Annotated in this window: 8 protein-coding genes; 2 read left to right on the plus strand and 6 right to left on the minus strand. The window is 70.3% G+C overall.

The window, feature by feature from the left end:
* Positions 1 to 145: 145 nt before the first annotated feature.
* Both ACX9GQ_RS08510 and ACX9GQ_RS08515 read left to right on the plus strand, forming a co-directional pair.
* On the plus strand, positions 146 to 1,516 hold the full coding sequence (locus ACX9GQ_RS08510; protein ID WP_459629088.1) for a glutamate--cysteine ligase: 1,371 nt from the start codon (positions 146 to 148) through the stop codon (positions 1,514 to 1,516).
* Between the two features lie 127 nt (positions 1,517 to 1,643).
* Complete coding sequence (locus ACX9GQ_RS08515) at positions 1,644 to 3,734, plus strand: mechanosensitive ion channel family protein (RefSeq protein WP_459629089.1); 2,091 nt, start codon at positions 1,644 to 1,646, stop codon at positions 3,732 to 3,734.
* A 110-nt stretch (positions 3,735 to 3,844) separates the two neighbouring features.
* Here ACX9GQ_RS08515 and ACX9GQ_RS08520 read toward each other — a convergent pair whose 3' ends face one another.
* The 6 genes from ACX9GQ_RS08520 to ACX9GQ_RS08545 all read right to left on the minus strand — a co-directional run bounded on the left by ACX9GQ_RS08520 (position 3,845) and on the right by ACX9GQ_RS08545 (position 13,099).
* The gene (locus ACX9GQ_RS08520) at positions 3,845 to 5,038 is read right to left on the minus strand and encodes an ABC transporter permease (protein ID WP_459629090.1); all 1,194 of its coding nucleotides are present in this window, start codon (positions 5,036 to 5,038) and stop codon (positions 3,845 to 3,847) included.
* A 10-nt stretch (positions 5,039 to 5,048) separates the two neighbouring features.
* Positions 5,049 to 6,065, minus strand: coding sequence for an ABC transporter permease (locus ACX9GQ_RS08525; protein ID WP_459629312.1), 1,017 nt, complete (start codon positions 6,063 to 6,065; stop codon positions 5,049 to 5,051).
* A 12-nt stretch (positions 6,066 to 6,077) separates the two neighbouring features.
* Positions 6,078 to 8,027, minus strand: coding sequence for an ABC transporter substrate-binding protein (locus ACX9GQ_RS08530; RefSeq protein WP_459629091.1), 1,950 nt, complete (start codon positions 8,025 to 8,027; stop codon positions 6,078 to 6,080).
* Positions 8,024 to 9,919 (minus strand): ABC transporter ATP-binding protein, encoded by a 1,896-nt coding sequence (locus tag ACX9GQ_RS08535; protein WP_459629092.1) that lies wholly within the window; start codon positions 9,917 to 9,919, stop codon positions 8,024 to 8,026. The genes ACX9GQ_RS08530 and ACX9GQ_RS08535 overlap by 4 nt, the downstream gene beginning before the upstream one ends.
* Positions 9,920 to 10,067: 148 nt before the next feature.
* On the minus strand, positions 10,068 to 11,999 hold the full coding sequence (locus ACX9GQ_RS08540) for a glycosyltransferase (RefSeq protein ID WP_459629093.1): 1,932 nt from the start codon (positions 11,997 to 11,999) through the stop codon (positions 10,068 to 10,070).
* Positions 11,996 to 13,099, minus strand: coding sequence for a glycosyltransferase family 4 protein (locus ACX9GQ_RS08545; RefSeq protein WP_459629094.1), 1,104 nt, complete (start codon positions 13,097 to 13,099; stop codon positions 11,996 to 11,998). The genes ACX9GQ_RS08540 and ACX9GQ_RS08545 overlap by 4 nt, the downstream gene beginning before the upstream one ends.
* Between the last annotated feature and the right edge of the window lie 2 nt (positions 13,100 to 13,101).

Genomic DNA, 13,101 nt, shown 5'->3' on the forward strand with positions numbered 1-13,101 from the left:
TGCCCCGCCGCACGGGGCAGTTCGTTGCAGGCCGCGCACTTTGCATCCACGCAAGCGTCGCGTGATTGCCACGAGCGGTCTTCACCCTTAAGTCTGCCCGTCCCGACCCGGCGTTCCCGCGGTCGCTGCTGCCCAAAGGACGACCATGGCCCGCGATCTCTCCGACCTGACGCCCGTCGAGGGCCGTGACGAGCTCGTGGCGTGGCTGGAGGCGGGCTGCAAGCCCGCCTCGCGCTACCGCATCGGCACCGAGCACGAGAAATTCCCGTTCTACGTGCAGGATCATTCTCCCGTGCCCTATGCCGGGCCGCGGGGAATCGAGGCGCTTCTGCGCGGCATGCAGGCCCGCACCGGCTGGGAGCCGATCATGGACGGCGAGGCCATCATCGGCCTCTTCGATGCGGTCGGTGGCGGAGCCATCTCGCTGGAACCCGGCGGGCAGTTCGAGCTTTCCGGCGCGCCGGTCGAGACCCTGCACCAGACGGACGCCGAGCTGCGCGTCCACCTCGACGACGCCAACGCGGTCGCCGCCCCTCTCGGCATGCGGTTCCTCGGCCTCGGGCACAGCCCGACATGGACGCGGGCGCAGACGCCGGTCATGCCGAAGCAGCGCTACCGGATCATGTCGAACTACATGCCGAAGGTCGGCACGCGCGGCCTCGACATGATGTTCCGGACGTGCACCGTGCAGGTGAACCTCGACTTCAGCTCCGAAGCCGACATGGTGCGCAAGCTGCGCGTCTCGCTGGCCCTGCAACCGATCGCAACGGCGCTTTTCGCGAATTCCCCGTTCGTGGAGGGGCACACCAACGGGTTCCTCTCGACCCGCTCCGAGATCTGGCGGGACACCGACCGCGACCGGACGGGCATGATCCCGTTCGCCTTCGAGCCCGGCATGGGCTTCGAGCGCTATGTCGACTATGCGCTCGACGTGCCGATGTACTTCGTGAAGCGGGGCGACCACTACCACGACGTGGCCGGCGCCTCGTTCCGCGACCTCCTGGCCGGGCGTCTCCCGCAGCTCCCCGGCGAGAGGGCGACGATCTCGGACTGGGCGAACCACCTCTCCACGCTGTTCCCGGAAGTCCGGCTCAAGCGCTACATGGAAATGCGCGGCGCCGATGCCGGGCCAAAGCCGATGCTGGCGGCGCTGCCCGCGCTGTGGGTCGGCCTGCTCTACGACGCGACGGCTCTCGACGAGGCGGAAGCCCTGACGAAGGACTGGACTGCGGCCGAGCGGCAGGCGCTGCGCGATGGGGTGCCGCGCCACGCGCTCGCCACGCCGTTCCGGGGCGGCCTCGTCCGCGACGTGGCGCGGGACGTGCTCGCCATCGCGCGGGGCGGCCTTGCCCGGCGGGGGCATCGCGATGCGAAGAGCCGGGACGAGACCCTTTACCTGGAGCCCCTCGACGCGATCGTCGCGGAAGGCCGCACGGCCGCCGAAGGACTGCTGGCCGATCTTCACAATCGCTGGAGCGGTCGCGTGGATCCGGTGTTCGACGCAAACGCGTATTGAAACGACTTCGGCAAGACACCAACTGGCGGTTCATGAGTTCGTGCTGAAGTAGAGGCGGCGGGTCCTCCGTCCGCGCTGCGGCTCCGTTGTCCGCCGGGGCCGCCGTCTGCACCGGAACCACCCGCTGATGTCGTCCGTCCCCACGCCCCCGACCGCTGGTCTCATTCCGAATCCGTCCGACCTGATCGTGGTCGCGCAGGTGGCGCAGGCGCAGGACGGGAGGCCGCCGCCCCTGCCGGTGCCGATGGGCTTCGACGGCAGCTTCTTCACGGTGCTCGACCAGTGGATGGAACTGGTGGGCCGCGAGGTCCAGAAGGCAGTCGAGGCCATCCCGGGCCTCCCACGCGATCTCATCAACGCAACCGCGCAGGCCATCGAGCGCAGCGGCGGCGGCTGGCTGATGCTGCAGACGCTGGTCGCGGTGGCGCTGGCGGCGCTGACGGTCGTTGCCTTCCGACTCTGGACGTCGACGACCCGCGAGGGCGGCCTCGACGAGGTGGCGTGCCGGGCGGGCGCGTCCCGGCTGCTCCTGTGGGACACGCTCGACCGGATCCTGTTCGCCGTCGTCCTGATGACGGCCGGCCGCATCATGATGGAAGGATGGGGGCCGGAGGCCGGCCTTCCGGCGGCCTGCGGGAAAGCGGCGATCCGGTTCTACGCCGTCATGCTGGTGGCGCAGGTCGTGCTCCGGCCGGTGAGGCCCCGCTACCGCCTCGTGCCCGTTACCGACGGCGTGGCGCGGCGCCTCTTCGTGATCGTCGGCATCGGGATGGCGCTCTCGGTCGCGGGCCCCACCATCATCCCGGTCCTCGTGCGCAATGGCATGCCCTGGGCCTCGGCGCTGGCGCTCGCGCTGATCATGCTCACGCTCTGCGCGATCCTGCTGTCGTCCGGCGTCAAGCTGGCGGCCGACGGCATGGCCCGCGTCGTCGGCCCGGCCGGCCGCAATCTCGTCCTGCTCGTCGGCCTCGTCTTCACGGTGGGCCTCTACGGCACTTGGGCGATCAGCATCCTGCTGCGCCAGTTCCACACCTTCAACGCGGCGATGATGACCATCGGCATCCTGGTGGGGTTCGGGGTCGTGGACGCCACGCTGGGGCTGGAGGTGGGGCGTGACAAGCGCTCGCGCGCCCACATGGTCCGGCGCATGTTCCGGTTCGGGACGCTGCTGGCGATGGCCTACGTGCTCGGGCAGGTCTGGTTCGGTGCGCAGGGCGTGCTGCCGTCCGACATGTGGCCGGGCACGCGGCTCGCCATCCTCTATGGTGGCGGCACGGCGTTCGCCGGCTTCGTCGCGTGGGAACTGACCGACTACTGGGCGGCCCGGGCCATCGGCACCACGCCGCGCATCGACCCGCTGGGCGGCGACGACGATGCCGAGCCGGAGCCGGCGTCGCGCCTCGCCACCTTCTTCCCGATGGCGCGGGTGCTCGCCGCCATCATCATCATCCTGATGGCGACGCTGCTCGCGCTCTCCAACCTCGGCGTCAACATCGCGCCGCTGCTCGCCGGCGCCGGCGTGTTCGGACTGGCGCTCTCCTTCGGCAGCCAGTCTCTGATCCGCGACATCCTCTCGGGGGTGTTCTTCCTCGGCGACGACGCCTTCCGGGTCGGGGAGTACATCGACACCGGCCGCCTGAAGGGGACGGTGGAGCAGATCTCGCTGCGCTCGCTCCGGCTACGCCATCAGAACGGGCAGGTTCACACGATTCCCTATGGCCAGTTGCAGCAGATCACGAACTTCAGCCGCGACTGGTCGACGATCAAGTTCAACCTGCGCATCGAGCCCACCGTGGACCTCGAGCACGTCCGCAAGACCGTCAAGAAGGTCGGCCTCGCGATGCTGGAGGACCCGGAACTTGCGCGCGAGATCATCCAGCCGCTGAAGATGCAGGGCGTGGCCGACATCCAGGACAACGCCGTCGTGATCCGCCTGAAGTTCACCGCGCGCCCCGGCCGGCCGACATGGGTGCAGCGCGAGGGCCTGAAGCGCATCTACGTCGCCTTCCGCGAGCAGGGCATCCCGTTCGCCTCCAACGCCGTCACCGTGCGCGACGGCGAGCACCACCCGGCGCCCGGACCCGGGACGGTGGTGCGGCCCACAGCGTTCAGCCCGTCGTTCGGAGCGGCGGCCGGTGTCGCAGCCGCAAGTGCGGGTGCCGCGCTCGCGGCGGCAGGTGGGGCCTCGGCTGGGCCGGTAACGGCGGCGGATCGCTGAGCGGCGTCCTCGCGCCGGAACCACCGCACGATCGAACGCGGCTCGCCGGAACGCGGCGCGACCGCAGGCGTGACGGACGTGGTGGTGGCCGGCGGCCGATGCCGCCTGCGTCAGCTGTACGGGTCCGCCGCGTCGCGCAGGCCGTCGCCCATGAAGTTGAAGGCGAGCACCACGAGGATCACGGGCACCATCGGCGCCAGCAACCACGGGTAGAGGTTCACGGCGGCGAGGTTCTGCGCCTCGTTGAGCAGCACGCCCCAGCTGGTCACAGGCGGGCGCAGGCCGAGGCCGAGGAACGACAGAGCCGTCTCGCCGAGGATCATGGACGGGATCGACAGCGTGGCGCTGGCGATCAGGTGGCTCATGAAGTTCGGCACGAGGTGGTGGGCGATGATGCGCGTGCGCGAGGCGCCCATCAGCTCGGCGGCGCGCACGAAGTCCTCCTCGCGCAGCGACAGCAGCTTCGATCGCACGGCGCGCGCGAGGCCGGGCCAGTCCAGCAATCCGAGGATGATGGTGATGGCGAAGAAGACCAGCACCGGGCTCCAGTTCGCCGGCAAAGCGGCGGACAGGGCGAGCCACAGCGGCAGTTCCGGCAGCGAGCGCAGCACCTCGATCATCCGCTGCACCGTCGCGTCGACCCAGCCGCCCATGTAGCCGGCGAGGCCGCCCAGCGTCAGGCCGATGACGAAGGAGACGGCGATGCCCAGCAGGCCCACCGTCATCGAGATGCGGGCGCCGTAGATGATGCGGGAGAACAGGTCGCGGCCGAGCTTGTCCGTGCCGACGAGGAAGAACGTGCCGTCCTTCGGCGGGCAGACGAGGTGGAAGTCCCCGGTACCCAGGCCCCAGAAGTCGTAGGTCTCGCCGCGGCAGAAGAAGCGCAGCGGCTGCGGGCGGGTGGTGTCGACGATGTACTCGCGCTTGAACGTCTCGAGGTTGAAGCGGAACGAGTACGGATAGACGAACGGCCCCTTGAACTCGCCCTGGTGGAACAGGTGGACCGCCTGGGGCGGCGCCGAGAGGTGGTCGGCGTGGCGTTGCGCCAGCCGGTAGGGTGCGACCACCTCGACGAACGGCAGCATCAGGTAGATGAGCAGCAGGAAGATCGCCGAGGCCAGCGCAAGCCTGTGCCGGCGGAACTTCCACCAGATCAGCTTGATCGCCGAGGCGCGGTAGAACTTCTCCTCCGCCGCCGACATCTTCTCGGCGGTGTAGGCGTCGAACGGCGCCGGGTTGACGTAGTGCCCCGGGGACAGCGGGTCGTGCGTGATGCCGGCGGTGGCGGCGGGCGGCGGCGTCATGGCGCGTCCCTCACCGCTTGCCGAACCGGATGCGCGGGTCGAGCACCGCGAGCAGCAGGTCGGAGATCAGCATGCCGACCACGGTCAGGACGGCGACGAACATCAGGATGAAGCCCGCCAGGTACTGGTCCTGCTGCTTCAGCGCCTGCAGCAGCACGGGGCCGACGGTGGGCAGCGAGAGCACGAGCGACACCAGCACCGAGCCGGACACGAGATGCGGCAGGAGGTTGCCGATGTCGGCGACGAACGGGTTCAGCGCCATGCGGAAGGGATACTTGAGCAGTGCCGGCAGCGGCTTCATGCCCTTGGCGCGTGCGGTCACGGTGTACTGCTTCTGCAACTCGTCGAGGAGGTTGGCGCGCATGCGCCGGATCATCGCCGCCGTGCCGGACAGGCCGATGACGATCACCGGCGCCACGAGGTGCGAGGCGATGGACTGGGCCTTCCCCCACGACATCGCGGCGTTGGCGTATTGCGGATCCATCATGCCGCCGATGGACACGCCGAACCATCGGTTGAGATAGAACAGCAGGATCAGCGCCAGCAGGAAGTTGGGCGTGGCAAGGCCGATGTAGCCCACCAGCGTCGCCGCGTAGTCGCCGATCGAGTACTGGCGCGTCGCCGAGTAGATGGCGATCGGGATGGCGACGAGGTGGATGAAGATCACCGTCGCGATGTTGACGAGGATGGTCAGGCCGAGCGCGCTGCCGACCACCTCGTTCACCGGGCGCTGGAACTCGAACGACCAGCCCCAGTCGCCCTGCAGCAGGCCGGAATAGCCGTTGGGGCCGGGCCAGATGCCGATCCAGGCGAGGTACTGCTCCCACACCGGACGGTCGAGACCGTACTGGACGCGCAGGAACTCGGCCTTCGCCGCCGCGGCCGCGTCGCCCTGGGCGCGCAGCTCCTCGATCTGGTTGGTGAGGTAGTCGCCCGGCGGCAGCTTGATGACGAGGAAGACGAGCGCCGAGATGGCGAGCAGCGTCAGCGCCATCGTCACCGAGCGCCGCAGGAGGTAGAGGATCATCGCCATTCGCGGTTACCCGCCATAGTAGAATTCCTCGATGCGGTAGATGCCGAGCAGCGAGGTGGGCTCCCACGAGTAGAGCGCCTTCTCCGGCACGTTGCGCATCGTCTTCCTGATCACGACGGGCTGGAGTTCACCGGCGACGGTGCCGATGCTCCACAGGTTCTCGGCATAGAGCTTCAGCATCTGCGACCAGACCTGCGCGGCCTCCTCGAGGTCGCTCGCCGCCAGCCAGCCGCGGTACAGGTTGAAGAGCTGGCGCGCGGCCACGCTGTCGGGTTCCTCGCCGCTCTTGCCCTGCGTCTCGAACCACTGGCCCCACTTCGGCCAGGCGTAGTTGTCCTGCCGGATGGGCGCGAGTTCGCTCGGCGGCATCTGCGGCGTCGGCACGGCATTGTCGAGGCCGGTCGAGGCGACCATCACGGTCAGCCCCGAGAAGGAGCGCTGTCGCAGGATGGTGCGGTCCTGCGGCTTGACGAACAGCTTGATGCCGACGTCGCGCCACATCTCGGTGACGAGTTGCAGCGCATCGACGATGTCGGACGACTCGCCGTCGAGCTCGACGATGATCTCCATCGTCCGCCCGTCCGGCAGCTTGCGGATGCCCAGCGTGTCCTTCTCGGTCAGGCCGATCTCGTCGAGCAGCGCCGCGGCCTTCGCGGGATCGTAGGTCGCGTTGACCGTGCGGTATTCCTCCCGGTAGAGCGGGCTCTCCGAGAGGACGGTGTTGTTGCCCTCGACGCCGAGCCCGAACAGGAGCGCGTTGTTGAGGATGCGACGGTCGATGGCCAGCGAGAGCGCCTTGCGGTAGCGCAGGTCGCGATTGAGCGTGCGCCACACGGGGTCGTTGCAGGTCTGGTTCGGGTAGAAGGCGTAGGCCGAGCCGCGGGCATAGCGCCACAGCAGCGTCTTGTAGCCGTTGAGCGCCTCCCCCTCCTTCAGAACCGGGGCGTCGTTCATCGACAGGCCGCGCGCCAGCAGGTCCGCCTCGCCGGCATTGGCCTTGGCGGCAAACAGGCTGCCCGAGGCGATGTCGACGATCACCTTGTCGATGTAGGGCAACTGCTGCCCGGTCGGGTCGACGCGGTGGAAATAGGGGTTGCGCTCGAAGACGAACCGATTGGCCGGCGCCGCCGTCCGGCACACCCACGCGCCGAGGGTCGGCAGGTCCGGGTTGGAGAAGTCGTAGGCGTCGTCCATGCGGTTGTGCAGGGCGGCCCAGGACTTCACCTTGGCCTTCGTCACCAGCTGGTCGAGCTCGCTCTTGTCGCGGTAGCGGCGATGGAACTGGCGCAGGTAGTGGGCCGGGACGAACAGCGTCAGCGGCCGCGGCTGCGCCAGCGCCGGCAGGAAGCGGGGGTTCGGCTTGTCCCAGGCGAAGCGGATGCGGCGATCGTCGAGATACTCGACACGCGCGAGCTTGCCGTCGACGAAGAACACCTCCGGCGGGCCCGTGGGGCTCAGCTCCTTGTTGAGCGCGATGTCGACCCAGAAGTAGCGGAAGTCCTCGATGGTGAACGGGTTGCCGTCCGACCAGCGATGGCCCTCGCGCAGGGTGAAGGTGAAGATCCGGTTCTCCTCGACCTCCACGCTCTCGGCGAGGTCGGGCTTCAGCGCCAGCGTCTCATCGTAGCCGATGAGGCGCGTGTAGGCGTTGGCGGACAGGTACCGGAGGTCGCGGGCGCGCGCCGCCAGCGTACGAATCTCCCCGCCATAGCGTCCGATGGTGCGCTTGCGCTTCTCGAAGTCGGCGACGAGGGGCGTCTTCGGCAGGCGCTCGGCGACTGGCTTCAGCGTGCCGGCCTTGACTTGCGCCGCCAGCGAGGGCGCCTCGGTGAAGACGAGGCCCGTGGCGAGGGCGGGATTGACGACGGTGAAGGTCGCTGCGCCCGCGAGCAGCCCTCCGAAGGCGCGACGCGTGAGGACGGGACCGCCGGAGGGCGGGAAGCCGGAGCTCGTCATGACGCTGCCCTCAGGGGTTGGCTGCTCTCTTCGGCCGCCATGCAGACGAAGTGCCGCGGCGCGACTTCCGTCATCTCCGGGCGCGTCTCGCCCGGCCGGATGGTGAAGGGATGCGGCCACAGGGCCGGGTCGGAGAAACCGCCGCCGCAGACCAGCTCGAAGTCGAGCGGGTGGTCGAGGTCTGGGTTCGGCACCGCGGCCAGCAGCGCCTGCGTGTAGGGGTGGCGCGGATCGCGGAACAGCGTGGCCCGCGGGGCCTGCTCGACGATCACGCCGCGGCACATGACCGCGATCTCGCTCGCCATGTAGTCGACCACGGCGAGGTTGTGGGACACGAAGAGGAACGACAGGCCCAGCGCCGCCTGCAGGTCCTTCAGCAGGTTCAGCACCTGCGCCTGCACCGACACGTCGAGCGCCGAGGTCGGCTCGTCGCAGAGGATCACCGAAGGGTTGAGCGCCATGGCACGGGCGAGGCCGATGCGCTGGCGCTGCCCGCCCGAGAAGGAATGCGGGTAGCGGCGCATCGAGCGCTGGTCGAGGCCGACGAGTTCCAGCAGTTCCTTCACCCGCAGGAACTGCGCGTCCGAGGACCCCACGCCGTGCACGCGCAGCGGCTCGGCGAGGATGTCGTACACCGTCATCCGCGGATCGAGGCTGGAGAACGGGTCCTGGAAGACGAACTGCACGGCGCGGCGGTAGGCCTTCAGGTCCGCGCCCCTGAGGTCGAACACGTTGCGCGGGCCCGTTCCGTCGTCGAAATGCACGGTGCCGCTGTCCGGCGAGAGCGCGCGCATGATGATCTTGGAGAGCGTCGTCTTGCCGGATCCCGATTCGCCGACGAGCCCGACCGTGGTGCCGGCGGGGATGCTGAGGCTCACGTTGGACAGCGCCGCGACCTTCTCGGTCTTGCCGAAGAACGCGCCGGCGCGCAGCGAGAACGTCTTCGTCACGCCCTGGATGTCGAGGACGCTGCGCCCTGCGGGCGGCCTCGGCTTGCCGCCATGGGCGGCTGCGGCAGCCGCCGCGGCGTCGACCTTGATCTCGCGGATCGGCGTCAGCCGCTCGCCGGGAGGCATGTCGAAGCGCGGCACGGCGCGCATCAGGGCCTTCAGGTACGGATGCTGGGGCCGGCGGAAGATCTCCTCGCGGGACCCCCGCTCCATCAATTCGCCGCGGTACATGACGACGACCTCGTCGGCCATGTTGGCGACGACACCGAGGTCGTGCGTGATCAGCAGGACGCCCATCTGGGTCTCCTGCTGGAGTTCCTTGATCAGCGCGAGGATCTGCGCCTGCGTCGTGACGTCGAGGGCGGTGGTCGGCTCGTCCGCGATGAGCAGCGCCGGCTTGCAGATCAGCGCCATGGCGATCATCGCGCGCTGGCGCATGCCGCCGGAGAGCTCGAAAGGATAGGTCGTGAGCATCCGCTTGGGATCGCGGAAGCCGACCCGCTTGAAGACCGCCATCGCCGCCTCGTCGGCCTGCGGCTGGTCGACGCCGGTATGGATCTTCAGCGCCTCGGTGATCTGGTCGCCGACCGTGTGGAGCGGCGACAGCGACGTCATCGGCTCCTGGAAGATCATCGCCATGCGCGAGCCGCGCAGGCGACGGATCTCCTCGCCGTCCGGCTGGAGGTTCACGATGTCGATCGGGCCGGACGCCTGCGGATCGTTGAACAGCATCGAACCGGAGACGATGCGCCCCCGCTTCGGCAGGAGCCGCAGCAGGGCGTTGGCGGTGACCGACTTTCCGGAGCCCGACTCACCGACGACGGCGAGCGTGCGGCCGTTGGGAATGTCGAAGGAGAGGTTGCGCACGGCATGGACCACGCCGGCGTCCCCGTCGAAGTCGACGGACAGGTTGCGGATGCTGACCAGCGCGTTCGACGTCAATTCACTCCCCCTGCTCTTCTTGTAGACCGGGCGTTTACCGATTTGAAAGGCCCAAGCGTCGCTTTGCCCGGGTCACGGTTAAGGCCCGTGCCGGCCGGCACGGCTCCGGCGACGTGTCTGTGCGCCTGCGCACACGGCTCGCACGCGGTCATCCGAACAGCCCCGCGGCATCTTCGACGACGGCGCGGCCGCGGCCGCGCAAGAGGCCCATCACTTCCTCCAGGAAGCGCCACGTCCAGGCATCCTGGACCAGATGATGAGTGAGGATGCCGAACGGTTCCCCCGGGTCGTCGCCCCCCATCGCGACCAGCCGGGCCCGGGCGGCGAGCGCGTCGAGCAGTGCGACCCGGTCGGCGAGGCCGCCGCCTTCGCGCCACGCGACCGGGTCCCAGTGCGTGTTCACCTGCACCAGCCCCGGGACGGGCTGCGCCGCGTCGCGCACCCGGAACGTCGACAGCCCGACGAAGCCGAGCTTCGGCAGGGCCTGCACCACCTCGGGGGCGATCCGGTTCCATGGCGGCACCAGCACCGGCAGCAGTCGGGCGCCGAACAGGCGCTGCAGGCGCTCGAAGCCGGTGCGAAGCTCCTCCTCCAGCAGCGGCAGCGGCGCATGGCCGAGCTCGACCTTCTTCTCCCCCGCGGGGGCATGGTTCGCGTGGGCGAAGCCATGCTGCAGCACGCGGACATGGCCTTCCGTATCCAGGCGGCGGGCCAGCGCCTCGTCGGCGGTGCGCGGGATGACGGCAAGCGCCAGCGGCGCCGACAGGCGGCGCGACAGGTCGAGCAGCCGGTCGAGAGCCGCCGAGGGCGCCACGGCATCGTCGTCTCGCCACCACAGGCGCAGGTGGCGGGCCCGCGACGTCATGTCGTCCAGCGCGGCGGCGAGGCGATCGAAGGCCGAATCGACGCGGGCGGCCTCGCGGGCCGCATCGCCGACGATGGTCACCGTGGCGGGAAGGCCGCTGCAGTCGAGCGGGCTTTCGACGAGACGCGGGCGGACGGCCGCCTCGCGGACGGCGGCGAGAAGCCGCTGGGGCGCGAGGTCGGCCGCGGGGACCATGCCGGCGAGCCCCAGCCGCGACCACACCCGGGCGCGCAGCGACTGCTCCTGCTCGTTCCCGTCCTCGAACGGTACCAGCACCGCGCGGGCGCCGAGCCCGACCAGTTCGACGGCCGTGTTGTAGCCCGCCTGCGACACCACGGCGGCGGCACGCACCGCCATGGCGCGGAAGTCGGGACGGGCGCGCTCCACCACGACCGTGCCGGACGCCTCCGCCACCAGCCCGTCGAAATCCTTCGGCGACACGCCGTGCCCGACCAGGATTCGCCACCGCCGCGCGTCCGGGTCGAGCCGGGCGGCGTGCAGGGCGACGCGGTAGAGAGGCAACCCGGCGGCGCTGCCGCCTCCGGTGACGAGGACCTCGCCCTCGCCATCGCCGTTCGCGGGCCCGATGGCGGATCCGTCGGGGCCGATGTAGCCGGTGTAGGCGAGCCGCCGCTCGAGATCGGCTCCGACGGGCCATGACAGGCTGAGCGGCGCCACGGCACGGTCGCCGTGCACCAGCACGGCGTCGAAGGCGGCCAGCCGTTCCAGCGCCTCCTTCGCCTTTTCCGGGCGCGAGGGCGGATTGAGGATGTCGCGGATGGAGCAGAGGATCGCCGGGCGCGGCCGCAGGGCCTGCGCGGCCTCGACGAGCAGGGCGAACTCGCCCGAGAGCTGGCGGCGGCCGAACGGATAGAGTTCGGTGAGCAGCACCTGGGGGCGGACCGTCGCGAGGGTCCCGAGCAGTTCGAGCTGGCGCTCGACCAGCAGCGCCGGGGTCGCGACGCTGCCGTCCTGCTGGTAGAGCGTGCGGAAGTCCGTCCCCTTGCAATGGACGGGCGGGAGTTGCACGACCTCGACGCCCGGCATGGCGACGAGAGGCTCGGGCCTCCCGCCCGAGACCAAGGTCACCCGGTGACCGGCACCGGCCAACGCCCTCGCCACCGCAGCCGCACGCGCCAGATGCCCGACGCCGAGCAGGTGCGTGACGACGATGAGGACGGCCAGGGGCGGGCCGGCGACGGGTGTGAGGGTCATCGGATGTCCCGTCCCGCCAGGCTTTCGAGCAGTCCGCGCAGGCGTTCGGCGGCGACCGGCAGGGTGCGGCGCGTCCGCGCCAGGGTGCGTGCCGCAGCGGACCACGCCACCAGCGGCGACGGATCCCGCACCAGCGCGGCGAGTTCGCTGGCGAAGGCGGCGCCGTCCGCCTCCGGCACCAGCCGGCCGGTCTCACCGTCGGCGACCACGCCGGGAACGCCGCCCGCCGCGCCCGCGAGGGCCGGACACCCCTGAAGAGCCGCCTCCAGGAACACCATGCCGAAGGCCTCGTTGACCGCGGGCCAGACGAGGAGGTCGGCCGTGGCGTAGAGCCGGGCCAGTTCCGCCCTGTCGTGCACGAGGCCGTGGAACCTGACGTGCCCGGCGACGGGCGCGAACAGGGTCTCAACCTCCCGCCGTGCGGGGCCGTCCCCCGCGATGTCGAGCGTCGCAAGGCCCGCGACCGGCGCGAAGGCCTCCGCCAGCAGCCGGTAGGAGGACAGCTTGTCCCCCGGCCGCATCATTGCGACGGCGAGAAGCCGCAGCGGGGCGCCGGGCTCCCGCGCCGGGCGCGGAAGATCGGGCCAGCCGGCGGGGTCGACGAAGGGCGGGAACGACGGCAGCAGCTGCCCAGGCGGGGCATGGCGGGCGAGAACCTCGCGATCGCGCTCGTTGAGCACCAGCACGGCGTCCGCCGCATCGAGCGCCGCCTCGGCGAGCGCATGCCCCGCGGCCCAGGGTCCGCGGGCGCGGCGCGGCGCGCGGGAGCCCTCGGCGACGACGTAGGGGATGCGCAGCGCGCGGGCGATGCGCGGGCCGGCGACGTCGGGCGCCTTGTAGTAGCAGTGGTAGGTGAACACCGCATCGGGACGCGGGGCGGCCCGCCCGGTCACACGGTCGAGATAGGCATCCGCATACTGCCGCGCTTCGGCGGCCAGCCTGTCCGTCAGTTCGGCGTCGCCGCGGCGATCCAGCATGCGGATCCGCGTGGGGACGACGACCTCGCAGCCCGCTGCGTGCAGCGCGGAGCGCAGGAGCCGCGCCATCTCCCGGTCGCCGGAGGGCTCTTCGTGATCGGGGTCCTTCAGCGGGGTGAGCATGG

Source organism: Alsobacter sp. R-9, assembly GCF_054612375.1.